Annotated in this window: 23 protein-coding genes, 1 tRNA gene, 1 other RNA gene and 1 pseudogene; 11 read left to right on the forward strand and 15 right to left on the reverse strand. The window is 68.6% G+C overall.

Annotation, left to right across the window (positions count from 1 at the left end; translation table 11 throughout):
• Positions 1–2: 2 nt before the first annotated feature.
• From NWF22_RS00495 to cobC, 6 genes are all read right to left on the reverse strand, one after another.
• Positions 3–1,427, reverse strand: a complete 1,425-nt coding sequence (locus NWF22_RS00495; RefSeq protein WP_160901100.1) for an RNB domain-containing ribonuclease — start codon at positions 1,425–1,427, stop codon at positions 3–5.
• 47 nt (positions 1,428–1,474) lie between these two features.
• Positions 1,475–1,904: RNase P RNA component class A (gene rnpB, locus NWF22_RS00500), an RNA gene on the reverse strand.
• A 35-nt stretch (positions 1,905–1,939) separates the two neighbouring features.
• Positions 1,940–2,608 carry a bifunctional RNase H/acid phosphatase gene (locus NWF22_RS00505; RefSeq protein ID WP_160901099.1) on the reverse strand — a complete coding sequence of 223 codons (669 nt, stop codon included), beginning with the start codon at positions 2,606–2,608 and terminating at the stop codon, positions 1,940–1,942.
• On the reverse strand, positions 2,609–3,346 hold the full coding sequence (locus tag NWF22_RS00510) for a zinc ribbon domain-containing protein (protein WP_160901098.1): 738 nt from the start codon (positions 3,344–3,346) through the stop codon (positions 2,609–2,611).
• Positions 3,347–3,514: 168 nt separating this feature from the next.
• Entirely contained in the window at positions 3,515–4,633 is a 1,119-nt protein-coding gene (locus tag NWF22_RS00515; protein WP_160901097.1) for a Nif3-like dinuclear metal center hexameric protein, read from the reverse strand.
• Positions 4,609–5,685 (reverse strand): Rv2231c family histidinol phosphate aminotransferase CobC, encoded by a 1,077-nt coding sequence (cobC, locus tag NWF22_RS00520; RefSeq protein ID WP_160901096.1) that lies wholly within the window; start codon positions 5,683–5,685, stop codon positions 4,609–4,611. The genes NWF22_RS00515 and cobC overlap by 25 nt, the downstream gene beginning before the upstream one ends.
• A 39-nt stretch (positions 5,686–5,724) precedes the next feature.
• On the opposite strand from cobC, the gene NWF22_RS00525 reads away from it, so the two are divergent.
• Complete coding sequence (locus NWF22_RS00525; protein ID WP_160901095.1) at positions 5,725–6,432, forward strand: HAD hydrolase-like protein; 708 nt, start codon at positions 5,725–5,727, stop codon at positions 6,430–6,432.
• The gene (locus NWF22_RS00530) at positions 6,425–6,904 is read left to right on the forward strand and encodes a low molecular weight protein-tyrosine-phosphatase (protein WP_160901094.1); all 480 of its coding nucleotides are present in this window, start codon (positions 6,425–6,427) and stop codon (positions 6,902–6,904) included. Before NWF22_RS00525 ends, NWF22_RS00530 begins: the two co-directional genes overlap by 8 nt.
• An 8-nt stretch (positions 6,905–6,912) precedes the next feature.
• On the opposite strand, the pseudogene NWF22_RS00535 reads toward NWF22_RS00530, so the two are convergent.
• A pseudogene (locus NWF22_RS00535) lies at positions 6,913–7,460 on the reverse strand (putative zinc-binding metallopeptidase); the annotation flags it as partial.
• 88 nt (positions 7,461–7,548) lie between these two features.
• On the opposite strand from NWF22_RS00535, the gene NWF22_RS00540 reads away from it, so the two are divergent.
• Entirely contained in the window at positions 7,549–8,514 is a 966-nt protein-coding gene (locus tag NWF22_RS00540) for an SURF1 family cytochrome oxidase biogenesis protein (RefSeq protein ID WP_258321279.1), read from the forward strand.
• Here NWF22_RS00540 and NWF22_RS00545 read toward each other — a convergent pair.
• Positions 8,492–9,466: a cobalamin biosynthesis protein gene (locus tag NWF22_RS00545; RefSeq protein ID WP_373691971.1), complete on the reverse strand. Its 975-nt coding sequence runs from the start codon at positions 9,464–9,466 to the stop codon at positions 8,492–8,494. The genes NWF22_RS00540 and NWF22_RS00545 overlap by 23 nt on opposite strands.
• 60 nt (positions 9,467–9,526) lie before the next feature.
• On the opposite strand from NWF22_RS00545, the gene NWF22_RS00550 reads away from it, so the two are divergent.
• On the forward strand, positions 9,527–10,342 hold the full coding sequence (locus NWF22_RS00550; protein ID WP_160901092.1) for a spermidine synthase: 816 nt from the start codon (positions 9,527–9,529) through the stop codon (positions 10,340–10,342).
• Positions 10,343–10,520: 178 nt separating this feature from the next.
• Here NWF22_RS00550 and NWF22_RS00555 read toward each other — a convergent pair whose 3' ends face one another.
• Positions 10,521–11,345 carry a maleylpyruvate isomerase family mycothiol-dependent enzyme gene (locus NWF22_RS00555; protein ID WP_160901091.1) on the reverse strand — a complete coding sequence of 275 codons (825 nt, stop codon included), beginning with the start codon at positions 11,343–11,345 and terminating at the stop codon, positions 10,521–10,523.
• A 47-nt stretch (positions 11,346–11,392) separates the two neighbouring features.
• Positions 11,393–12,721, reverse strand: a complete 1,329-nt coding sequence (locus tag NWF22_RS00560; RefSeq protein ID WP_258321280.1) for a family 1 glycosylhydrolase — start codon at positions 12,719–12,721, stop codon at positions 11,393–11,395.
• A gap of 89 nt (positions 12,722–12,810) precedes the next feature.
• Between NWF22_RS00560 and NWF22_RS00565 the strand changes: the two genes are divergently transcribed.
• Both NWF22_RS00565 and NWF22_RS00570 read left to right on the forward strand, forming a co-directional pair.
• Positions 12,811–12,993, forward strand: coding sequence for a hypothetical protein (locus tag NWF22_RS00565; protein ID WP_160901090.1), 183 nt, complete (start codon positions 12,811–12,813; stop codon positions 12,991–12,993).
• A 30-nt stretch (positions 12,994–13,023) separates the two neighbouring features.
• Entirely contained in the window at positions 13,024–13,902 is an 879-nt protein-coding gene (locus NWF22_RS00570; RefSeq protein ID WP_160901089.1) for an aldo/keto reductase, read from the forward strand.
• A gap of 41 nt (positions 13,903–13,943) precedes the next feature.
• Here the strand turns inward: NWF22_RS00570 and NWF22_RS00575 are convergent, their stop codons facing one another.
• Complete coding sequence (locus tag NWF22_RS00575) at positions 13,944–14,207, reverse strand: hypothetical protein (protein WP_160901088.1); 264 nt, start codon at positions 14,205–14,207, stop codon at positions 13,944–13,946.
• Positions 14,208–14,497: 290 nt separating this feature from the next.
• Between NWF22_RS00575 and NWF22_RS00580 the strand changes: the two genes are divergently transcribed.
• The 3 genes from NWF22_RS00580 (at position 14,498) to NWF22_RS00590 (ending at position 17,589) form a co-directional block, all read left to right on the forward strand.
• Entirely contained in the window at positions 14,498–15,484 is a 987-nt protein-coding gene (locus NWF22_RS00580) for a helix-turn-helix transcriptional regulator (protein WP_160901087.1), read from the forward strand.
• Positions 15,481–16,275: a putative protein N(5)-glutamine methyltransferase gene (locus NWF22_RS00585; RefSeq protein WP_160901086.1), complete on the forward strand. Its 795-nt coding sequence runs from the start codon at positions 15,481–15,483 to the stop codon at positions 16,273–16,275. Before NWF22_RS00580 ends, NWF22_RS00585 begins: the two co-directional genes overlap by 4 nt.
• 336 nt (positions 16,276–16,611) lie before the next feature.
• The gene (locus NWF22_RS00590) at positions 16,612–17,589 is read left to right on the forward strand and encodes a GmrSD restriction endonuclease domain-containing protein (protein ID WP_160901085.1); all 978 of its coding nucleotides are present in this window, start codon (positions 16,612–16,614) and stop codon (positions 17,587–17,589) included.
• 14 nt (positions 17,590–17,603) lie between these two features.
• Here the strand turns inward: NWF22_RS00590 and NWF22_RS00595 are convergent.
• The 4 genes from NWF22_RS00595 to NWF22_RS00610 form a co-directional block, all read right to left on the reverse strand.
• Positions 17,604–17,675: transfer RNA gene (locus NWF22_RS00595), tRNA-Val, on the reverse strand.
• Positions 17,676–17,763: 88 nt separating this feature from the next.
• Positions 17,764–18,282 carry a peroxiredoxin gene (locus NWF22_RS00600; RefSeq protein WP_160901084.1) on the reverse strand — a complete coding sequence of 173 codons (519 nt, stop codon included), beginning with the start codon at positions 18,280–18,282 and terminating at the stop codon, positions 17,764–17,766.
• Positions 18,279–18,710: a DUF3052 domain-containing protein gene (locus NWF22_RS00605; protein WP_160901083.1), complete on the reverse strand. Its 432-nt coding sequence runs from the start codon at positions 18,708–18,710 to the stop codon at positions 18,279–18,281. Before NWF22_RS00605 ends, NWF22_RS00600 begins: the two co-directional genes overlap by 4 nt.
• Positions 18,711–18,819: 109 nt before the next feature.
• A complete protein-coding gene (locus NWF22_RS00610) occupies positions 18,820–19,443 on the reverse strand; it encodes an Rv2240c family protein (RefSeq protein WP_202398199.1) in 624 nt (207 codons plus the stop codon).
• Between the two features lie 217 nt (positions 19,444–19,660).
• On the opposite strand from NWF22_RS00610, the gene aceE reads away from it, so the two are divergent.
• Both aceE and NWF22_RS00620 read left to right on the forward strand, forming a co-directional pair.
• Positions 19,661–22,465, forward strand: coding sequence for a pyruvate dehydrogenase (acetyl-transferring), homodimeric type (gene aceE / locus NWF22_RS00615; protein ID WP_258321281.1), 2,805 nt, complete (start codon positions 19,661–19,663; stop codon positions 22,463–22,465).
• 74 nt (positions 22,466–22,539) lie between these two features.
• The gene (locus NWF22_RS00620) at positions 22,540–23,811 is read left to right on the forward strand and encodes a PucR family transcriptional regulator (protein ID WP_160901081.1); all 1,272 of its coding nucleotides are present in this window, start codon (positions 22,540–22,542) and stop codon (positions 23,809–23,811) included.
• Positions 23,812–23,854: the final 43 nt, after the last annotated feature.

The raw sequence follows: 23,854 nt of genomic DNA on the forward strand, positions 1-23,854 counted from the left end.
CATCATCCGGCGTCGGCGACGAACTCGAATCGCACCTCGCGCGCGGGCGGGTCGGCAGCCCGCAGGACCACCTGAACCGGCCGGCCCAGCGGCGGGTCGCCGGCACACGGCGCGATCACCGGCACCTCGGTGAGGAACACCTGCGCCGGCCGGTTCGGCGTGGCCGCCTGCAGCACCACCGCGTCGAACGTCTCCCCCACGCGGCCGGCCAGGACGGTGGCCTCCGCGAGATCGATCCCCGCCCGGTCGGCAGCCGACGCGAGTGAACCCGCCGACCGCAGCAGCGTGGGCAGGGTCGGCAACGCCCGGGTCACCCAGTCGGGCACCGGGTCGCCGGCCGTGACCGACAGGCACACCTCGGTGGCGAAGCGGTCCCCGAGCCGCCGCAGCGGAGCGGTCACGTGCGCGTACACCCCACCGATCGCGGCATGACTCATCTGGGCCGCGGACAGCTGACCGGTGCCGCCGTCGAGGACGAGATGATCGGCGCCGCGCATCAGGCCTGCTCCCGCCGACATCAGCGCGAGCGTCGCGGGCGAGTCACGCGGCAACCCGGCGAGGAACTGGCCGGGTGTCGCGCCGGCGGGCCACGGCACGCCCAGGGCGGCGGCGGATGCGCGCAGCGCCACCACCGCGTCGGCGTCGGCCGGCGGCAGGGTGCGCAGCAGACCGACGCCCGCGTCGGCCATGATCCGCCCCGCACACATCCCGGTGAGCAACGACAGCTGCGAGTTCCACATGTCGGCCGGGGTGTGCGGCGCCAGCCGCAGCATCCACCCGCGGTCGGTGCAGGTGACCTCCTGATCTGGCAGATCGAGTTCGACGGCACCACGTTCGAGCGCGACGCGTTGCCGCAATTCGCCGAACGCCGGCAGCGCGGTGATCGACGGGTGCAGCCGACCGCGCGCGGCGTCCTCGGACACCCCGGCGTAGTCGAGCTTGGCGACCGACCAGACGGCCGCCCGTCCCAGCGTCACATCGGCGACGGATCCGTCGGGCGTCACCCGGATGGTCCACAGCACCGCCGGCCGGCGATGATCGGGCAGCAGTGAACCCGCTCCCTCGGACAGCGCCCGCGGATGCAGCGGCACCGACCGGTCCGGAAAGTAGAACGTGGTGCCCCGCCGCCGGCTCTCCTGGTCCAGGGCGCGCTCGGGTTCGACGAGTGCGGCGACGTCTGCGATCGCGTAGGAGATGACGAAACCGTCGGTGTCGGCCGCGATGTGCACCGCTTGATCGAGGTCCATCGAGGTCGGCGGGTCGATCGTGACCAACGGCAGGTCGGTGCGGTCGGCCCGGTCGGCCGCGCATCGGTCCACCGGGTGCTCGGCCTCGGCCTGCGCGTCGACTCCGTAATCCTCGCTCACGCCCAGTTCGGTACGAACCGCGTCGAAGTCGAGGTCGGGGGCCGACAGTACGCGCTGCACGCTCCCGACTGTATGCGACGGCGCAGCCGGCTCCGGCTGTCGAAGGGCGAACGAGCCGGCGTGTAAGCCGGATCCTGTCCCCGGTCATCGAGGACCGGGTGGCGACCATCCATCTGGGCACACCGTCGCCGGGTACCTCGAGCGGCCCACCCGCGGACTCGGGCGAGCAGCCCTCGATCATCCGCGCACCCGCACACACGGTCTCCCGCGGTGCGAGCTTCGGCCTTGCTCCGGGTGGGGTTTACCGAGCCGGCACGGTCACCCGCGCCGCTGGTGCGCTCTTACCGCACCGTTTCACCCTTACCGCCGCCGTTCCCGAAGGACCGGCGGAGGCGGTCTGTTCTCTGTGGCACTGTCCCGCGGGTCACCCCGGGTTGCCGTTGACAACCACCCTGCTCTGTGGAGTCCGGACTTTCCTCGATGGCGGCGTACCCGTTTGCGGGCCGTTCCGCGCACCGCGGCCGCCCGGCCGACTCGTTCGCCCACACAGGATACCGGTGGTGGGTGCAGCCTCAGTCCAGGTGGCCGGTGTCGTTGACCAGTCGCACCACCGAACCGCCGTCCGGGAAGAACTCGGCGATCGACAGTGAGGCCAGGTCGAGGTGCAGGCGGAACAGCAATTCCGGACCGGTACCGAGCGCCTCCCGCAGCAGCGACTTGATCGGGGTGACGTGGGAGACCACCAACACGGTCTTTCCGGGATACTGTTGCAGCAGAGCTTCTTTGGCCTCCCCGACGCGTTCGGCGACCTGTGCGAAACTCTCCCCGCCCGGTGCCGGCACGGAGGTGTCGGCCAGCCAGCGGGAATGCAGTTCGGGATCGCGGTCGGCGGCCTCGGTGAAGGTCAGCCCCTCCCACGAGCCGAAATCGGTCTCGATCAGACCGTCGGAGACCACGACGTCGATGCCGAGACGGTCCGCGACCGCGCGCGCGGTGGCCCGGGCCCGGCTCAGCGGCGACGAGATCACCGCGGAGATCTCCGCATGCGCACCCAGTCGGGCGGCAACGGCCGCGGCCTGGCGACGTCCCAACTCGGTGAGTTCGGGGTTGCCTCGCCCGGAGTATCGGCGCGCGACGGAGAGCTCGGTCTGGCCGTGGCGCAGCAGCAACAGCCGTGTCGGCCGAACTCGCTGCCCCTGCCAGTTCGGCGACGTGTCACCGGCTGCGGCCGTGGTCGTCATCTACAGGCCCGACTCGGCGGTCCGCACCAGGATCGCGCCGCATTCCTCGCAGCGGACCACGTCGTCGGGGGCCTTGGCGGCGATCGACGCGATGGTGCCGCGGTCGAGTTCCATCCGGCACGCGCCGCATCTGCGGGCACGGAGCAACCCGGCGCCGACGCGGCCCGACGCGCGCTGCTTGTCGTAGACGGCGAGCAGTTCGGGGGCGATGTCGGCAACCAGCGCGGCTCGGCGCGCGTCGGCCGATTCGCGGTCGGCGGTGGCCTTGGCCAACGCACCGTCGCGCCGTTCGCGCACGGCGGCGATCTCGGTCTGCACGTGGTCGATCGTGGCCGAGGCGCGTTGCTGTTCGGCGGCGATGGCCTCCTGCTGCTCCATCACGCCGAGCATGTCGTCCTCGACGGCGGCGCGACGGCGGGCCAGGCCGTTGAGTTCGTGTTGCAGTTCCGACAGCGCCTTCGGTGCGAGGCCGCCGCCGGTCAGTTGTGCGGAGTCCTTGGCCTCGCGGGCGGCCATGCCGGTGGCCTCACCCTCCATCCGCCGGTACTCCCGCGCCAGGTCTTCGGCGGAGATCTCCGCGCGCACCAGGTCGTCACGCGCGGCGTCTACGCGTGTGGCCAGCTCATCGAGTTCGGCATCCTCCGGAAGTGAGGTCCGACGATGATCGATGCGGGCGATCTCCGCATCGACGTCGGCGAGGTCGAGGAGTAGCCGTTGCGCTCCGGCATCCACCTTCACCGTGCCCACCTCCGTCGTCGGCTGTCGTGCTGTGCAGTCCTCACCAGTGCCTCATCCCTGCGCCGTTCACTGTTCTGTTCTCCGTCGCCGTGCGGCCGCCCGTGCCGCGGCCGCCCCTGCGACGGTCCCCATACCGTACGCGTCCGCCACGAGGGCCGGACGCCCCAGTCAGGATCTGGTGACCACCGCGAACGGATCGGTCGGCTCCCGGTGAACCGAGACCGTGACGTGCAGCCGCCCCGCCAGCAATCGCGACACCTGACCACACCAGGGGAACTCGGTGGCCCAGTGCCCCGCGTCGATCAGCACCGGACCGCCGCGGCGCCGATTCTCGTCGGCCGGGTGGTGACGCAGATCGGCGGTCACGTACACGTCGGCGCCGGCGGCGGCCACGGCGTCGAGCAACGAATCGCCTGCACCGCCACACACCGCGACGGTGGTGACCGCGGTCTCCCCCGCACCCGCCACACGCACCCCGGAGGGCGTGTGCAGGCGCGTCGCGACCCGCTCGGCGAACTGTCCGACGGTGGTCGGTTCACGCAGTCGACCGATCCGCCCCAGACCGGTGGTCATCTCGGTGTCGGCGAGTTCGAGGATGTCGAACGCCGGTTCCTCGTAGGGATGTGCGCCCCGCAGTGCGGTCAGCACCGCACGCCGCAGCCGGCGCTGCGCCACCATCTCGAGTCGTTCCTCGTCGACGCGGGTGCGCGCACCGATCTCACCGATCGTCGGGTTGGCCGCGTCCTGCGCCTCGAATTGTCCGGTGCCCACCACCGACCAGCAGCAGTCCCGGTACTCGCCGATCTCACCGGCCCCGACGGCGAACATCGCCTCGCTGACCTGCTCGGCGTTGCCCTCGGGCACCATTACCACCCATTTGTCCAGCACCGATGCCGACCGGGGTTCGATCGGCAGCGTGTCGACGATGTCGAGCACCTCGGCGAGCGCATCGGATACGCCGGGCCGGGCACTGTCGGCGTTGGTGTGTGCGGTGAACAGCGCGATCCCCGACCGGATGAGGCGGTGCACGATGCGCCCCTTGGCGGTGTCGGCCGCGACCGAATCCACTCCGCGCAGCAGCAGCGGGTGGTGGGCCACGATCAGTTGCGCGCCCATGCCGATCGCCGCATCGACCACGTCGTCGGTGACATCGACACAGGTCAGGATGGTGTCGACCGTCTCGCCGGGGTCTCCGCAGACCAGTCCGACCGAGTCCCACGGCTCGGCCAGACGCCGCGGGTAGGCGCTGTCGAGCACCCCGATCACCTCTGCGACGGTTGTGGGCATCCCGCGATCTCCTCTCGAATGGCCGTGATGGTGTCGACCAGGGTTCGGGTGCGGTCGACGTCCCGCACCGCCAACCGGACGTGGTCGTCGTCGAGACCGACGAAGTTCGCGGCGCTGCGCACCGCGAATCCCTTCTCCCGCAGTCGTTGTTTGAGCCGCAGCGCTTGTGGCAGCCGGATCAGCACGAAGGACGCGCGCGGCTCGCCGCAGACCTCGATACCCGCTGCCGACAGCATGGCGACCATCTCGGCGCGGTCCTCGGCGATCCTGCCGGCCTCGCGGTGCGCGTGATCCCGACCGGTCGGTCCGACGCATTCGGTCAGCGCGGTCAACGCCAGGGTGCCCAGCGGCCACGGGCGGCGACCGACCGTCACCCGACCGATCACCTCGGGGGTCGCCAACAGATAGCCGGCGCGCAATCCGGCGAGACCGAACGTCTTTGTCACGCTGCGAATGACGATCAGGTCGGGCCGCGATCGGTGGGCCACGGACTCGGGCTCCGGGTGGCCGGTGCGCGGATCGAGGGTGATATCGGCGAACGCCTCGTCCACCACGACGAGACGTCCGGGGCGCCGGAGTCGTTCGATCGCCGACGCCGGGTGCAGCACCGACGTCGGATTGGTGGGATTGCCCAGCACCACCAGATCGGCGTCCTCGGGTACCGCTGCGGAATCCAATTCCCAAGGATCAGAGAGGATCACGTCGGTGATCGGGACTCCGGCGGCGCGCAGGGCGATCTCCGGTTCGGTGAACGACGGCTGGATGAGAGCGGCATGGCGTGGTTCGAGTCTGGGCAGCAGTTCGAAGCCCTCGGCCGCGCCGGAGAGCAGCAACACCTCGTCATACGCTCGCCCGTGGGCGGCGGCGATCGTGTCCACCGCGCGCCGCTCGTCGTCGGCCGACGGGTAGGTGGCGAGGTCGCCGATCCGGCCCGCGAGGGCATCGGCGACGAATGGTGGCGGCCCGCCGCGGACATTCACCGCGAAGTCGACAAGTCCCGGTTCGGCGTCGGCATCGCCGTGCCGATCCCGGGCGAACAGCCCCGATGTCATAAATCCCCAGCCTACGTGCACCATGGAACGGTGACCGACATGCCTGCAACACCCGATCTCGCCACCCCTCTCGCCGATCCCGCCGATCGGTCGACGCTGCTGCTGGTAGATCTCGATGGCACCATCACCGACAGCTTCGACGGGATCGCCAACAGCTTCCGGTATGCCCTGGCCGCGGTGGGTGTCGACGAGCCGTCGCCCGAGGTGGTGGCGGGGATCGCCGGTCCGCCGATGATCGACACCCTCACCGGCCTCGGGCTCGATGCGGCCACGGCCGAGGCCGCCATGCGCGCCTATCGGGAGCGCTATACCGACGTCGGCTGGTTGGAGAACTCCGTGTTCGACGGCATGGGCGAACTGCTGGCCGACCTGCGGGCCGCAGGCCGCACGCTCGCGGTGGCGACGTCGAAGAACGAGAAGACCGCCCGCGCCATCCTGGAACACTTCGGTCTCGCCCAGCATTTTCAGGTCATCGCCGGCGCCAGCGATGACGGACGCCGCCGCGCCAAATCCGACGTCATCGCGCACGCGCTGAGGCAGCTCGGCGTCGATGCGACGCCGGGTGCGCGTGTGACCGCTCCACCTGTGGTGATGGTCGGTGATCGTGCTCACGATGTCGACGGCGCCGCGCTGTACGGGATTCCAGCGGTGATCGTCGCTTGGGGTTACGCTCTGCATGGGGAGGAGGACTCGGCGGCCTGGGCGGTCGGGTCCGTTGCAGATCTGCGCGAGGTACTTGGTGTCTGATCGACTACACGTGTGTTTCGTGTGCACCGGCAACATCTGCCGGTCACCGATGGCACAGAACATCTTCCGATCGGTCCTCGATGACTCGGGGCTGAACGGGCACGTCCGGGTGTCGAGCTGCGGCACGAGTGGGTGGCACACCGGCGAACCCGCCGACAACCGCGCGCGGACCGAATTGCTGGCGCACGGGTACCCGGATGGACATGTCGCGTCGCAACTGTCGCCCGACCACTTCGACGCCGACCTGCTGGTCGCCATGGATGCCGGCCACGTACGGGAGTTGGAGCGCAAGCGACTCGGTGAACGGGTGCGCCTACTCCGCAGCTTCGATCCGGAGGCGGATCCCGAGGATCTGGACCTCAACGACCCGTACTACGGCACCGGCGAGGACTTCGAGGAGACCCGAGAGCAGATCGAGGCCGCCATCCCCGGCCTCTTGGCGTGGGTGCACGCAACCCTCGACGGTCGGTGAACCGACGGTCATCCCGGCACGACGAGATCGTGGACGAAGCGAATCTTGTCCCGAACCCGCTCGGGTAGCCCGAACGGATACGGATCCGGATGGCCCATCGAACGGTTGATCTGGTTCAACGCCCAACTCAGCCGTAGCCACCACTCCACCAGCCGGTCGAAACCCACATCGCCGCCGGCCGTCACGCCCGCCGGCGACGAGCCGGCGGGGGCCATCGTGAACGCCGCGGTGGTGTCGAGGGTGGCGCGGATGTGCCGGTAGTACGCGAAGGTCTCGGCGAAGTCCTCGGCCGGATGGATCGTCGCGGCCGACGACACGAAGTCCTGTTCCCATCCGGCCGGGGCCCCCTGCGAGTGGTGACGATCGAACGCGGCTCGATGGTCCTCGTCGGGATCGCCGAACAGTTCCACGAACCGCGCGCGCATCAGATCATCGCCGAGCGCCACCCGGTAATAGCGGCCGACCTCCTGACCGGGGTGTCCCGACACGGTGCGGTAGGGCTCCGACAACTCCACCTCATCTGCTCGCGGTGCACGTCGTCACCTCCGGCCTGGTCCACAGCGAGCGCCAACGCTACCCTGCGCGGACCGTCGTGAGCGTCACGCCGGGCCGAGTCGATTTGGTCGGCTCGGTACCGTTGAGGTGTGCAGGTGGTGCGGACGTTGTTGCGCCCGGGGTGGCTCGCCCTGGGCGTGGTGGTCGTGGCGTTCGCCGCGATGTGCTTCACTCTGCTCGCGCCGTGGCAACTGGGGAAGAACTCCGCAACCGAGCACCGCAACGACCTGATCGCCTCCGCCGTGGCACAGTCGGCGGTTCCGATCGGAGACGTCGCGCCGGCCGGAGCCGGTTTCGACCCGTCGACCGAGTGGCGTGAGGTCACCTTGACGGGGCGCTATCTGACCGACCGGGAGGTGCTCGTGCGGCTGCGGTCGGCCGAGGAGCGCCCGGCCGTCGAGGTGCTCACACCGTTCGCCACCGATGACGGCGCGCGCGTGGTCCTCGTGGATCGCGGCTATGTCCGCCCCGAGCAGGGCGCGTTGCCCGCGGTTCCCGCCGCGCCGTCCGAGACCACCACGATCGACGCGCGAATCCGCAAGAGTGAGGGCACATCTGCGGGCCGTGGCGTCCACACCGAAGCCGGCCGCGTGGCCGTGTACACCATCGACCCGGCGGAGGTCGGCCGGGCCGTCGATACGTCCCTGGACCCGTTCTATCTGCAACTGTCACCCGACCAGCCCGGGTCGCTGGGCGAGATCGGCCTGCCGCAACTCGATTCGGGTCCCTACCTCTCCTACGGTCTGCAGTGGCTGGCGTTCGGCATCATGGCACCGCTCGGCGCCGGCTATTTCGTCTACTCCGAGATCCGCCAGCGGCGCCGTGCATCGCAGGCGACCGCGCAGACGGAATCCACCCCGGAGGTCGGCACGCCCGACATGACCGCCGACCCGGTCGCTCCGGTCCGCAACCGGCGTGCGCAGGTCCGCGCAGACCTGCGCGAGGCGGGCACCGCCTCGGGTACGCGGCAGCGTCATCAGATCGGCACCGCCCCGGATTCCGAAACGGTCGACGCCGACGTGCGCGCCAAACTCAGCCGCCGCTACGGCGGTTGATCAGTACCGCCACGACCGCTGCCATCACTGCGGCACCGACTTGCACCCGCCGCGACAACCGCACGGCGGCCCGTAGGTCGGCGGTCGTCGGCACGGCCCCGCCCCCCAGCAAGGGTCGGTTCTCCACACCGTGCGGATACTCCGTTCGTCCGCCGAGTTGCACACCGAGCGCCCCGGCGAACGCGGCCTCGACGACCCCGGCGTTCGGGCTCGGATGGCGGCCGGCATCGCGACGCCACGTTGCGGCGGTGCGCAGCGGGGTGCCGCCGAGCGCCACCACCAGTACGCCGGACAGCCGCGCCGGCAGCAGGTTCGCCGCGTCATCGAGGCGGGCCGACGCCCACCCGAACCGGCCGTAGCGTTCGTTGCGATAGCCGACCATCGCATCGAGGGTGTTGACGGTCCGATACGCGAGCAGGCCGGGTATACCGGCCAGTCCGCCCCACACCAGCGGCGCCACGGCCGCGTCCGAGGTGTTCTCGGCGATCGATTCCACCGCGGCGCGCGTCATCCCGGCTTCGTCGAGCGCATACGGGTCCCGTCCGCACAGGCTCGGTACGAGGCGGCGCGCCGCTTCCAGGTCACCCGCGTCGAGGGCGTCGGCCATCGACTCACCCACCCGGCTCAAGGTGGTCCCGCCGAGCACCGCCCAGGTGGCCGTCGCGGTGACCAGGACGGTCCCCGACACCCGCGACTGCCGCGCCGCGAGCGCGCCGACCGCCCACGCCGCGCCCACGCCCACCCCCGCCAGTCCCACACCCCGCGCGCGCGAATCCGCGTACAGACGGGCCTCCAGCGCCGCGATCGAACGGCCGATACCGGCGACAGGATGCCAGTGCGTCGGGTCGCCGAGCAGCCGATCGGCGGCGACCCCGATCAGTAGGCCTCCCGCGATACCGAGGCCCACGTGGGCACGCGCCGGAGACGCAGAAGGGAGCGAAGGGTCGGACACACCGGCGATCGTATCGGCGCACAATTCGGGACTTCGCGGCGGCGGCATAGACTCTCCGCGATGCCCAGACCTCAGGCCGAGCCCCGCGCCGGCACGTACCCGATCGACACCGGCGTGGCCGAACTGACGCCCGACACGATCGCGGGCGGTTGGCTGCTCACCGTCAACGGAGCGCAGAGTTCGCACATCCACCCCGACCCCACGGTCCTCGACTTCGAGTACATGCGGCAGATGACCGCGCTGATCGCCGACCGATTTCCGCTCGACACACCCTTGCGCGTGCTGCATCTCGGGGCGGCGGCCTGTGCGTTGCCCCGATTCATCGCCGCCCGGTATCCCGCAGCCAAGCAGGTGGCCGTCGAGATCGACGGTGAACTGGCCCGTTTGTCCCGTGAGTGGTTCGATCTGCCCCGCGCCCCCCGATTGCGCATCCGGGTGGGCGATGCGCGCGAGGTGGTGACGTCGCTGACCGGACACACCCGCGACGTGATCGTGCGCGACGCGTTCGCCGGCGCCCGCACTCCCGACCACCTGACCAGCACCGGGTTTCTTCAGCAGGTGCACCGCGTCCTGGCCCCCGGTGGCCTGTATCTCGCCAACTGCGGCGACAACCGGGACCTGGCCCTGGCCCGCGCGGAGGTCTCCACCGCCGCCGGCGTGTTCGCACACGTCGCGCTCGTCGCCGATGCCGCGATGTTCAAGGGCCGACGCACCGGCAACATCGTGCTGGCGGCGTCCGATCATCCCATCATCGCTACCCCGGAACTCGTCCGAACGCTCCTCAGCGACCCGCAACCCGCTCAGATGCTCGACGGCCCCCGCGCCCGCGACTTCGGTTCCGGTGCGGTCATCACCGACGCCCCTACCGCTGGTTGACAAAACCGGCCAGCACCTCGCGTACCCTCGCTGGTTGAGCAAGCCGAGGCCGTATCGAAATCAGCCCGCACCCGCACTCATCCGTTCAGACGACACGGCTTTCTCGATCGCAAACCGCGGCGTTCACCCGGTGAACCCGGTTCGCACACACGTTCGCACCACGCCGCTGTCGAGGCGTTCAGATCACATAGTTGAGGGCGCCGACGATGGCTCGACCGATCTCGTGGTCTCCGGTGATCGCAACACGACTCGGGTCCGCACTTGTCCGTCCGCCTGCCAAGCGGGCGAGATCGACGGAATCGAGGGTCAGCGTGACGTCGGCGGATGCGTCGCCGTCCGGGAACTGGTCGACCTTGGCGGCTCGATCGTCGACGTAGATCCGGATCCGCCGAGCCCCGACACCCTCGAGCACGAACAACACCGCCGAGCCCTTCGGGGTCTTGGCCCGCTTGCCGACCACGAACGGCAGGGACGCCGCGATCTCGTCGAGTGCGACGGCGGCCGGCCCCTCATCCGACGGTGTCGACCCGTCGGTGCTGTCCCGGAGGTCGATCTCGTGCATCCAGCAGTCGAAGACGCGGATACGCATGAACCGCCCGTAGGTGTCCTGTCCGGCCGGGGTCAGCGCGTCGGCGTCGAACTGTTCCTGGCTCGTGGCACGCAGATGGTCGGTGCGGACGCCGACGATCTCTCGTAAGGCGGCCATCACATCCGCCCGTGACGACTCCCGATAGTGGTCGAGCCAGCGTTCGTTGAGTTCACCGATCGGATTGCGCACGTGGTCGAGCGCACTCACATCGCGGGTCGAGGTCACGTCACGCCCTTCGAGGATGCTCTCGGTGCCGATCACGTGTGCCACGATGTCGGCCACCGACCAGCCCGGCAGGATCGAGTCCGCCGACCACTGATCGTCACCGAGCGCGGACACCACATCATCGAGCGTCTGCCATTGCGCGACGAGGGCGTCGACGATCGGCTCCACCGGTAGCAGGGTCTTGGCCATGGTCGGTCTCCTTTGTCGTGGATCAGGTGGGTCGTGGGTCGGGCGTGTCATCGAACAGGTTCGAGGCAGCTCGACGGTGCCGCGACCAACGAGCAGAATTCGGCGGGCCGGGACGGCCTGTAGCCGGTCGGCACACCGTTGGTTGCCGTGATCCGACGGTAGGCGGCGACGGCATCGGTGGGCCGGCGCGTCAGGGTCGGATCAGTCGTGACGTCCACCGAGTAGAGCCCGAACCTCGGTGTGTAGCTTCCCCACTCGTAGTTGTCGGTGAGACTCCAGTAGTTGTACCCGATGACGTCGACACCGTCGCCGCGGGCCCGTTGCAGCCAGTACACGAGATCGCGCAGGTGGTCCCCGCGCCGGTATCCGTCCGGCCGCTGGGCGCCGTCTCGCGTGGGCATGCCCGACTCCACCACGTACAGCGGCATGTCCGGATAGCGCCGCGCGTAGTCACGCAGCGCGTAGTAGAGGCCGTCGGCGGCAACCGGCGCCAGCCACTGCTCGTCGGTCGCCGCGTGCCAGGCGTTGGTGTTCCCCGGCGACACCGAGTAGTAGTAATCGATTCCGATGAAGTCGAGACTGTCGGCGACCCGATCGAGGAACCGGGTGTCGAGGAGCGGCTCGACCGTGGGGATGTAGGCCACGTTGGACGACACCATGGCCGCCGGATCGCGTCGGTGAATGTGTCGGTAGATCGCCCGGTGCACGGTCACGAGGCGGTCCACCATCGCCGGTACCGCTGCCGGCGAGATGGCCCCGAGCCTGATCTCGTTGGTGGCGTAGGTGAAGGGCTCGTTGATGGTGATCCAGTATGGATGGAACCGCGCATAGCGATCCACCACGCGGCGTGCGTTGCGCAACCAGCGTGCGGGTGTGGCCGGATCGGCCCAGCCGCCCCGATCGGCGATCCAGCCGGGGTAGACCCAGTGGTCCAGCGTGATCATCGGTCGCATGCCGGCCGCGACGATCGTGGCGATGACGTCGTCGTAGTAGGTCAGTTCGCCATGGTCGATCACGCCCGGTCTCGGTTCGATGCGGGCCCACTCGACCCCGACCCGATACACCCCCACGCCGAGACGTGCCGCGCGCGCGATGTCGTCGCGGTAGCGATGCCGGAAGTCCACGGAGGTCCCGACGCGGTCGTGCGTGCGGCCCGACATCGCGTACCGCCGCCAGTTGCTGTCAGGCGATGATCCCTCGCTCTGAAACCCGCTCGACGACACACCCCAGACGAAATCACCCGGCAGCGGCGTCGGCGCGGGACCGGCACCGGCGGGCGCGGCCACCGAGGTGGCGAGCACCACCACGATCGCCGGGACGACCGCGGCCAACCACGTGACGCGTCGCGCGCCGGGTAACTGTATGCCTCCGAGCACGAGCCAAGGATTCCAGATATGGCGCTCGTGGGAGCCGTATTCTGTGGCGATGCACGACCACCGACGTCGCTGCGACCCGGGTCGACCGGATGTCCTGGCCGCTCTGCGCCCGTCTCGATGCGTCGGTCGTGCACTACCGTCCGGGCGGCGGCACGCATCGCTGGCCGTCGCCGATCCCCTGCCACCCGACCGGCAGTCTCGGCGACACCGTGTCTGCCACCGAGCTGATCTGGCAGTTCTTTGTCACCCATCCGCGGTTCGGGTCGTCGTGAGCGGCGCGGTGAGATGTCTAGCCTGGAGTGATGAGCACTGATCTCCCGACCGTCGAGTTGTCCACCGGCACGCTGATTCCGCAACTCGGACTCGGCGTGTGGCAGGCCGACGACGCGGACACCGAGCACGCGGTCCAGTTCGCCATCGGTGCGGCCGGCTACCGTCACATCGACACTGCCGCCGCCTACGGCAACGAGGCCGCGGTCGGGCGGGGCATCGTCACGTCCGGCGTGGACAGGTCCGAGGTGTTCGTCACCACGAAGCTCTGGAACGCCGACCACGGTCGGGACCGAGCCCATGCGGCGATCGACGCCAGCTTGGCGCGTCTCGGACTCGATCACGTCGACCTGTATCTGATTCATTGGCCCCTGCAGAACACCGACCGGTTGATCGAGACCTGGCGTGCGATGGCCGAGATCCGCGATGTCGGCAAGGCATCGGCGATCGGTGTATCGAACTTCGAACCGCACCACCTCGACACCATCGTCGACGCCACCGGTGAGGTGCCCGCGGTCAACCAGGTCGAGTTGCATCCGCGACTGGGCCAGACCGCTGTGCGCGAGTACTGCACTTCGCGCGGCATCGCCGTCGAGGCGTGGAGCCCGCTGGGCGGCAGCGGCGCCGGGTGGGGTGCCGACTCATCGCCGAACACCCTGCTGACCGACCCCACGTTGACCCGCATCGGCGAACGGTATGACCGCTCGGCGGCGCAGGTGATGGTCCGCTGGCATTTGCAGAACGGCGTGATCGCGATCCCGAAGTCCGTGCACGACAAGCGCATCGCACAAAACATTGACGTCCTCGACTTCGAGTTGGACACCGATGACCTGGCCGCGATCGCCGCGCTGGACACCGGCGAGCGGGTCGGGGCGCATCCGGACGCGCTCGATCTCGGCGCTCGTGAGTAGCCCCGACCCACTCTCGTCGGCGTGCGCTGACGCCGCACACGTCAATCCACCGGCACGCACACGATGGTGATGCACACCGTCTTCGGAGCATCGGGAATCGGGAAGATCGGCACCAGCGGAACCGGCAGCAACGGCACCGGAAGCAACGGCACGGGCAGGAGCGGAACCGGGATGTCGGGTACTTCGATCGTTGCCGCATCGTGCGGATCGGCGACCGGCGCCGCCGATGCGGCGGGCGCGAAGGCGAATGCTGCTGTCGCTCCGAGCGCGACTCCGACGGCCAACTTCTTGAGGTGGGTGGTCATGATTGTTCTCCTGTGGAATTACTCGAGAAATCAGACCGCTGATTGTTGGCCGTGCAGAGTCAAAAAGAGCTGACTGATCATTTCGTTACTGACACAAAGCAATTGGTCCACCTGACCCAGATTCGACCGTTGGTCGTTCCGGACCCGGCTCCGAGTCGATTTTCGCACAGGCTCATCGCGATATCGAGAGAATCGTCATTCGACAGACGGAACCGACACCCCGAAAAGCTTGGGACACCAGTTGCCCAATGCGGTCAACACCTGTCCGCAGGAAGCGGCACTATGGTCGCATGCTGGAAACATCCGCTCGACTGCTGGCGCTGCTGAGTCTGCTGCAGACCCGCCGCGAGTGGTCGGGTACCGAACTGGCCGAACGCCTGAACATCACCACCCGCACCGTACGGCGCGACATCGACAAACTCCGCGAACTCGGCTACCCGGTCGATGCCACCGTCGGTGTCGGCGGTGGTTACCGGCTCGGCGCCGGCGCCGAGATGCCACCGCTGCTGCTCGACGATCAGGAGGTGCTCGCGGTGGCGCTCGGTCTCAACGAGATCACCACCGGGTCGGTGAGCGACATGGCCGAGGCGTCGGCGGGCGCACTCACCAAACTGCGCCAGGTGATGCCGTCGCGGCTGCGCCACCGGCTCGATGCGCTCACCATGGAGGCCGTGCCACGCGAGACCCGATATCCCGTCTCCGGCGAGACCCTCACCGAGATCGCCACGGCGTGCCACCGTGCCGAGCGCCTGCGCTTCGACTACCGGCGCAGCGACGGCACCGAGAGTCGTCGCGAGATCGAGCCGTACCGGTTGGTGCGCAGCGGATTGCGGTGGTACCTGATCGGATGGGATCTGCGGCGCGAGGACTGGCGATCGTTCCGCGTCGATCGGATGGACCCGAAGACCCCGACGGGCCCGCGGTTCACCCCACGCGAGCTGCCCGAGGGAGGCGCCTCGGGGTATCTCGCCCGCAGCCTCGGCGCGGTCTATCGCCGCGCCTCGGCCCGCGTGCGGATCCACGCGCCACTGGAGACCGTTGCCGCCATGGTGCACGACGAGTGGGGCACCATCGAGGCGAGCGACGAGAACAGCTGCGAATTGGTGCTTGTCAGCACGTCACTGGTGAACATCGCGCGCTGGCTCCGCGCTTTCGACGCAGACTTCACCATCCTCGAGCCGCGCGAACTCGTCGACGAATGCCGCGCGGTGGCCCGCTATCACGACGACGTCGCCATCCGGTATCGGCGGGCGGCCGACGCCGCCGAGGCGTCATGATCACCGCTGATCGACCGGGGGTGCTGGAGCGGACCACCGACCGGTTGCGCGCAGCCGGGTGTGTGTTCGCCGAAGAGGAAGCACAACTGATGCTGACCCACGCGACGGACGAGCGCGAACTGGCCGGATGGCTGGCACGTCGCGTGACCGGAGAACCACTCGAGGTGGTCCTCGGCCGCATGACCTTCTGCGGCCTGACCGTTCTGGTCGACACCGGGGTGTTCGTCCCGCGCCGGCGCACCGAGTGGCTGGTCCGGCAAACCGTTGCGGTCACCCGGCCCGGATCGGTGGTGGTGGACCTGTGCTGTGGGACCGGCGCGATCGGGCTCGTCGTGTCCCGCGACGTCCCCGACATCCGGTTGTATGCCTGCGACATCGACCCGGTCGCCGTGCGGTGCGCGACCCGCAACATCGGCCCCCTCGGTGGCCAGACCTTCTGTGGCGACCTGTTCGATCCACTGCCGGATGCGTTGCGCGGCAGCGTCGACAGCATCGTCGTCAACGCCCCGTATGTGCCGACCGCGGACGTCGCGAAGATGCCGTCGGAAGCGCGCGACCACGAGCCACGACACACACTCGACGGCGGCGCCGACGGTGTCGAATATCACCGCCGGATCGGCGCCGCAGCCGGCGCTTGGCTGCGGCCCGGCGGCCATGTCCTTCTCGAGACGGGTGCGGCGCAGGCGGCATTGACAGCCGAGGCGCTCTCCGAGCATGGTCTGCTCACCTCGGTGGCGTCATCGGAGGAGTTGTCCGCGACGGTGGTGACAGGGCGACAGCGAGGCCGATGAACGCACAACGCCCCGGCCGCGGGTGAGCGGTCGGGGCGCGTGAGCTGTCTGCACCACCCCCGGAGTCCCCGGATCGGGGATGTCGACGAAGGTGGTGCGTCCTCGGGATCGCCCGGGGAAGGGCAACAATCGATCCGTCGGCGCCCTCGAGGCTACCGCCCGACCGGCACCCGCCGGACAGCGCCGGATGAACAGTCGGTGAAGCACCTCGTCATGTGCGCGAACGCGTTTCCCGCTGACCAGGCGCGGACCCACGCGCACGCACCGTGGTCCTCCCGCGACCTGTCGGCGCGCCATGTCATCCTGGGGATGAACCACCCATAGCACGAGAGACCGATGCCGAAGACCGCGCCGATCAGACGACGAAGCCTGCTGTTGCTCGGTGTGCTGATCGCTGCGGTGGCCGGACTCGTCGCGGTCGGTGCGATGTCCGATCCGTCAGACGGGAGCGACCGGGTCGCGGCCACCCCTACGACCGTGTCCGGTCCGTCGACGCGTCCCCCCGCCCTGTCGACCTCCACCGCCCCGGATTCGACGGAAGCGACCACCGGTCCGTCGGCCTCGGCCCGGCGCGCCATCGCCACTCTGGAGACCCTGGCCGTCAAAGGCCGGGCCCCCAGGACCGGGTATGAGCGCGAGCAGTTCGGGCAGGCATGGTCGGACGACGTGACCGTGGCCGACGGTCACAACGGCTGCGACACCCGCAACGACATCCTGCGCCGCGACCTCACCGACATCGCGCTGAAAACCGGCACGCGCGACTGCGTCGTCGCATCGGGCATGCTCGACGACCTGTACACCGGACAGCGGATCTCGTTCGTGCGCGGCGAGCAGACCTCGGCGCAGGTCCAGATCGACCACGTCGTCGCGCTGTCGGACGCATGGCAGAAGGGTGCCCAGCAACTCAGTGCCGAACAGCGGCGCGACTTCGCCAACGACCCCCGCAACCTCCAGGCCGTGGCAGGCGCGGCGAACCAGCGCAAGGGCGACGGCGATGCCGCCACCTGGCTCCCCCCGAACAAGACCTACCGATGCACCTATGTGTCCCGCCAGATCGCCGTGAAGGCGTTGTATCACCTCTGGGTGACGCAAGCGGAGAAGGATGCGATGACGCGGGTTCTCACGGAGTGCGCCGGGACCACGGCCTCGACGCCTGCCACCACAACCGCCTCGACGCCGCCGGTGACGACGGCCGACCCGTCCGGCTACTACCCGAGTTGCGCCGCTGCACGCGCAGCGGGCGCCGCGCCGCTATTTGTGGGTCAGCCGGGTTACCGCACCGGACTCGACGGCGACGGCGTCGCGTGTGAATGAGCGGCGATCAACGGTGCGCGCAAAGGGATTCGAACCCCTGACCGCTGGTGTGTAAGACCAGAGCTCTACCGCTGAGCTATACGCGCGAGTGACGATCCGGCGAGAAGACCCACCGGCGGACACCAACTCATGAATGTAATGGGTATCGCGCCAGAGCCCAAACCGGCCGGCTGGTCACCGGGGTGACCGCGCGGCACCGTTCTCGCCGGCGGCGAGCAGCGCCTCGTCCCACAGCGACGCATCCCGCGCCTGTCCCGGCTCCAGCATGTTGCTGAACCGGATGACGCCGTCCCTGTCCACCAGGAACGTGGCCCGATTCGCATACCCGGACACCTCGTTGAAGGCCCCGTACGTCCGGGCCACCTCACCATGCGGCCAGAAGTCCGCGAGGAGGGGGAACAGGAATCCCTGCGCCGACGCCCACACCTTGTGGGTCGGCGGCGGCCCCACCGAGATCGCCACGGTCCGCAACCCGTCACGCACGAAGCTGGGCTCGTGATCGCGGATGTAGCCGAGTTCGCCCTGACACGTGCCGGTGAACGCCAGGGGGAAGAACACCAGCAGCACCTGCCCGTCGGCGCGCAGCGCCGACAGCGAGACCCGTTGATTGTTCTGATCACGCAATTCGAAGTCGGGCGCCGTGTCACCGACGGCCAGCAGCGACGACGACTGTTCGGCGACCTCGCCGCTCATGCGCGCTTGCGGGACTTGGGCTGCACCAGCCGCGATCCCGACCATCTCCCCAGACTGAGCACATTGGTCTGGGTCAATCCCGCGGTCGGCGCCGACTCGGCGATCTCACTCGGATCGACGTGCCCATCGGTGCCGGTCTTCGGGGAGAACACCCAGACATATCCGTCGTCGGCGAGGGGTCCGATCGCATCCATCAACGCGTCGACGAGATCCCCGTCGCCGTCCCGCCACCAGAGGACGACGACGTCGATGACCTCCTGGGCGTCCTCGTCGAGCATCTCTTCACCGATGACATCTTCGATGTCGGCGCGCAACTCGTCGTCGGTGTCCTCATCCCAACCGAGCTCCTGCACCACCATGCCAGACGTGAATCCGAGCTTGTGGGCGCTATTGTCCCCAGCGCTACTGGACTCTGTGGCGGCTACCACCGCGTGCGACCTCCCTGCCAATGGGTATTCGACTGTCAGCTTAGGGAACAGCCTAAATGCTCGGGGTGCAACCCGAACAGGGGCATGTGGACACCGTCATCATCGGTTGTCATGGCGTCGCGGGGGCCGAGGGCCCGGCCGGGGCGGTCGGCGTGGTCGTCTGCGGGCCACCGGACCCGGCCGATCCCGGGACCGGCGCGGGGGACGCGTCCGAGGTCGGCGGCAACGGCAGGAACTGCGCACACCGATCCAGCACGGCCTTCTTGTCCCGCGTCCACTCCGTCGCTATCGGGTTGAGTCCGGTCAACCGTCGTGCGGCGATCGCGTCGCCGAGCCGTTCGGTGGAATCGAGGAACTGCTCGGTCGGTTCGGCCACCTCCGTCGGGGTCACCGACGACAGATGAGCCCGGATCACGTCCGAACCGGCGATCAGTCCGGCGCGGGCCCGGTCGTCGAGATCACCGACCCGGTCATAGCTGTGCACTTCACTGAGCCGCTGGACGAATGCGTTGTAGCCGTTCACCATCACCACCATCGACGACATGGCCTCCCGGCACAGGTCCACCGCGTCCTGCCGGATCGACGACGCCACCGACGCCGACAACTCCGCCTGGTAGGCCGCGACCTGCCCCGGAGCCGCCGTCCCCGAGCCGTCGATCGGTTCCGCGCAGCCCGCGGCAACCAGGCCCGCGACGACGACAACGCCGACCGCGGTCGATGACGAGCCCCGCATCGCCCTCCTGACTCATGAGTAACAAACACCGAAACGCTACCGCAGGTCGCGACGGGTGGCAGCCATGCGGTGACAACCTCGCCCACCCAATGCCAACCCTAGTGACATGCGGCACGATAAGAGGGGGACGCCGTCGTCCCGACATCATGGGAGCGGCCCCGTGTCATCGCACGCCGGACACCACCGTGTTCGGCCGACCGAGGGAGTAGGCATCACAGTGACCGAACAGGCAGAGCACACGACGACCAAGGCGACCGGCGCGGACAACGCCAACGGCGATGGTCGCAACCGTGTCCGGGTGATCCGGGAAGGGGTCGCCTCGTACCTGCCCGACATCGACCCCGACGAAACCGCCGAATGGCTCGAGTCGTTCGACGACATGCTCGACAACGCCGGGCCCGGCCGAGCCCGGTATCTGATGCTTCGACTGCTCGAACGTGCCGGCGAGAAGCGGGTGTCCATCCCGTCACTGACCTCCACTGACTACGTCAACACCATCCCGACCGAGAGCGAACCCTGGTTTCCCGGCGACGAGGACGTCGAGCGACGCTTCCGCGCCATGCTGCGGTGGAACGCGGCGATCATGGTTCACCGGGCCCAGCGCCCGGGCGTGGGCGTCGGCGGCCACATCTCGACCTACGCGTCGTCGGCGGCGCTCTACGAGGTCGGGTTCAATCATTTCTTCCGCGGTCTCGAGCATCCCGGCGGCGGCGACCAGATCTTCATCCAGGGCCACGCCTCCCCCGGTATCTACGCGCGCGCCTATCTCGAGGGCCGCATCGACGAACACCGGATGGACGGTTTCCGGCAGGAACACAGCCACGCCGGTGAGGGTGGCGGGCTGCCCTCCTACCCGCACCCGCGGTTGATGCCGGAGTTCTGGCAGTTCCCGACGGTGTCGATGGGCATCGGCCCGATGAACGCCATCTACCAGGCGCGCTTCAATCACTACCTCCATGACCGCGGCATCAAGGACACCTCCGAGCAACACGTCTGGGCATACCTCGGCGACGGCGAGATGGACGAGCCGGAATCGCGCGGTTTCGCCAGCTTCGCCGCAACCGAGGGCCTCGACAACCTGACCTTCGTCATCAACTGCAACCTGCAGCGACTCGACGGCCCGGTGCGCGGCAACGGCAAGATCATCCAGGAGCTCGAGTCGTTCTTCCGCGGTGCCGGGTGGAACGTCATCAAGGTGGTGTGGGGTCGGGAGTGGGATTCGCTGTTCCACGCCGACCGCGACGGCGCGCTGGTCAACCTGATGAACACCACCCCGGACGGCGACTTCCAGACCTACAAGGCCAACGACGGGGCCTTCGTCCGCGAGCACTTCTTCAACCGTGACCCGCGCACCAAGGAACTCGTCAAGAATCTCTCCGACGCCGACATCTGGAACCTCAAGCGCGGCGGACACGACTACCGCAAGATCCACGCCGCCTACGCCTCGGCGATGGCGCACAAGGGTCAGCCGACGGTGATCCTCGCCCACACCATCAAGGGCTACACCCTGGGCAAGCACTTCGAGGGCCGCAACGCGACCCACCAGATGAAGAAGCTGACCCTCGACGACCTGAAAGCCTTCCGCGACTCCACCCGCATGCCGATCAGTGACGAGCAGCTGGAGAAGGATCCGTATCTGCCGCCGTACTACCACCCCGGCATGGACGCCCCGGAGATCCAGTACATGCTGGACCGTCGCAAGCAGCTCGGCGGCTCGCTGCCGGCCCGCCGGACAAGGTCAAAGGCCCTGAAACCCGACGTGAGCCGGGCACTCAAAACCGCCGGCAAGGGCTCGGGCAAGCAACAGGTGGCCACCACCATGGCACTGGTCCGCATCTTCAAGGACCTGCTGCGCGACAAGGAGATCGGCGACCGCATCGTGCCGATCATCCCGGACGAGGCACGTACCTTCGGCATGGACTCGTGGTTCCCGACGCTGAAGATCTACAACCGCAACGGACAGCTGTACACCTCAGTGGATGCGGAGCTGATGCTCGCCTACAAGGAGGCCACCGACGGCCAGATCCTGCACGAGGGCATCAACGAGGCGGGCTCGGCGGCCTCCTTCACCGCGGTCGGCACGTCGTACTCCACCCACGACGAGCCGATGATCCCGCTCTACATCTTCTATTCGATGTTCGGCTTCCAGCGCACCGGCGACAGCTTCTGGGCGGCGGGCGATCAGATGACCCGCGGCTTCGTCATCGGCGCGACCGCGGGCCGAACCACCCTCACCGGTGAGGGCCTGCAGCACGCCGATGGGCACTCTCCGCTGCTGGCCGCGACCAACCCGGCGGTTGTCTCCTACGACCCGGCCTTCGCGTTCGAGCTCGGGCACATCATCGCCGACGGCCTCGAGCGGATGTACGGCGAGAACCCGGAGAACATCTACTACTACCTGACGGTCTACAACGAACCCATCTCGCAGCCGGCGCAGCCGGAGAACCTCGATGTCGCGGGAGTGCTGAAGGGTATCCACCGGTTCCAGCCGGCACCGGACGGCAAGCAGTTCTACGCCAACATCCTCGTGTCGGGGGTCACCATGCCGGATGCCTTGCGTGCGGCCGAGATCCTCGCCGACGAGTGGGACGTGGGCGCCAACGTGTACTCGGTGACCTCGTGGAGTGAATTGGCCCGCGACGGCATCAAGACCGACCGGCTCGGTGTCCGCGAGCCGAACACCGCCCAGCCTCTGCCGTATGTGACCGAGGTTCTCGGTCAGACGGTCGGCCCCACGGTCGCCGTCAGCGACTTCATGCGCGGGGTACAGGAGCAGATCCGCGCCTACGTCCCAGGGACCTACCTGACCCTCGGCACCGACGGGTTCGGCTTTTCCGACACGCGTCCCGCCGCGCGCCGCTTCTTCAACGTCGACGCAGAATCGATCGTGGTCGGGGTGCTCGTCGGCCTGGCGCGCGACAACAACATCCCCTACACGGTCGCCCAGGAAGCCGCCGATCGCTACCAGATCACCGATGTGGCGGCCGCGCCCGAGCAGACCAGCGATCCCGGGGTCGCCTGATCAGCGCGTGGTGGCCCCCGGGCCACGCACCGATCTGCGGATCGGCGCGTGGCCCGGGGGCATAGATTGAACAGGTGACCGATGCTCCGCTGAACCCCGAGCCACCGCCCGCCGACGTGTTCGGTGAGCGGGGAGCGCACGTGCCGGCACCGGCGACGGTGCACGACGCCCTCCCCGACACCCTGCTGCGGCGGGTCAAGCAGTACAGCGGCCGGTTGGCCACCGAGGCCGTGCACTCCATGCAGGAGCAATTGCCCTACTTCGGCGACCTCGACGCCGCCCAGCGCGCCAGTGTGCAGTTGGTGGTGCAGACCGCGGTGGTCAACTTCGTCGAGTGGATTCAGGACCCCGAGGGCAACGTGAAGTTCACGGTGCAGGCCTTCCAGGTGGTCCCACAGGATCTGGCACGCCGGATCACCCTGCTGCAGACCGTCGAGATGGTCCGGGTGGCCATGGAGTTCTTCGAGAAGTGGCTGCCCCTGCTGGCTCGCAACGACGCGCAGCTACGGGCCCTGACCGAATCGGTGTTGCGCTACGGCCGCGAGATCGGCTTCGCCGCCGCCTCCATCTACGCCTCGGCAGCCGAATCGCGCGGCGCGTGGGACTCCCGACTCGAGGCGCTGGTCGTCGACGCCGTGGTTCGCGGCGACACCGGCCCACAACTGCTCTCGCGGGCCGCGGCCCTCAACTGGGATTCCGATGCACCGGCGACGGTCATCGTCGGCATCCCCCCGCCCGAACAGAACGTGTCGGTACCGTTGGCCATCCACAACACCGCCAAACAGTTCGACCGCTCGGCACTGTCGGTGGTGCAGGGCAAATTCCTCGTCGCCATCGTCAGCGGCAGCATCCGACCGACCGAACGATTCGTCACCGCGCTGCTCACCCACTTCGCCGACGGTCCGGTGGTGATCGGTCCCACGATGCCCAACCTGGGCAGCGCGCACACCAGCGCGGACGAGGCGATGTCCGGGATCACCGCCGTGGTGGGTTGGCCCAACGCCCCTCGCCCGGTGCACAGCCTCGAGCTCCTACCCGAACGCGCGCTCAACGGTGATGCCACCGCCACGACCGCTCTGACCGATCAACTGGTGCGTCCGCTGGCGAAAGGGGGCAGCACGCTGAATGCGACTTTGGAGGCATACCTCGACTCCGGTGGGTCGGTCGAGAGTTGTGCCCGTCTTCTGTATATCCATCCAAATACCGTTCGTTACAGACTGAAGAAGATTGCGGAAATCACAGGTCGCGATCCGACAAACCCGCGCGATGCGTATGTACTGAGGATCGCGGGCACTGTGGGTCGATTGACACACTTCCAAAACGAATCACCCTCTCACGCCACATAGGTCACATCAGCAACAGGCCGTTTTCCACGTTTGTGCACGTCAA

The organism is Gordonia mangrovi (assembly GCF_024734075.1).
Taxonomy (GTDB): domain Bacteria; phylum Actinomycetota; class Actinomycetes; order Mycobacteriales; family Mycobacteriaceae; genus Gordonia; species Gordonia mangrovi.